This window comes from Alcanivorax sp. HI0044, assembly GCF_001634945.1.
Map to the genome: position 1 here is coordinate 1 of NZ_LWEZ01001933.1, position 614 is coordinate 614.

Annotated in this window: 1 protein-coding gene; it reads left to right on the plus strand. The window is 58.1% G+C overall.

Features of this window, described 5'->3' with window-relative positions; all coding sequences use genetic code 11:
- Nucleotides 1-246 precede the first annotated feature (246 nt).
- On the plus strand, nt 247-614 hold a 368-nt coding region (locus A3730_RS28675), incomplete at its 3' end, for an isocitrate/isopropylmalate family dehydrogenase (RefSeq protein WP_255364334.1).

The following is a 614-nucleotide window of genomic DNA, read 5'->3' on the forward strand; positions in this document are numbered from 1 at the left end:
TCCGAGCAGGGCACCGGGGCCCAGTTACTCGAGGATGAACAATGACCCTGATTCCACTTCTGCCCGGGCTTTCTCTGCGAACCTTCTGCGCCAAAAACACTCTGTCATTGTAGCCTGCGACTTTTGTCGGCATTCATTTTGCCGACCGTGACGTGGCAGAATGGGGGCCCTATTCTTTACTGGACCCAGCATCTGAACCCCGGGCACACCCCGCCCAACTCTTATTAACCGCAATCAGGAGGCAGTATGAACGAGAATACCGTAACCGTTATCCCCGGTGACGGAATCGGACCGGATATCGTGGATGCCACGGTACGGGTACTGGACGCGCTGGATTGCGGTCTGAAATTTGAGTATGCCATCGCAGGGCAGACCGCTCTGGATCAGGGCCTGGAGCTGGTGCCGGAAGACACCCTCGCCGTGCTCAAACGCAACCGCCTGGCGCTGAAAGGCCCTATCACCACCCCGGTGGGCGGCGGCTTCACATCCGTGAACGTGACCTTGCGCAAGACCTTCGACCTGTTCGCCAACGTGCGCCCGGCCCTGTCCATTCCCGGTGTGAAATCCCGCTATGACAATGTGGACATCATGACCATTCGGGAAAATATCGAGGG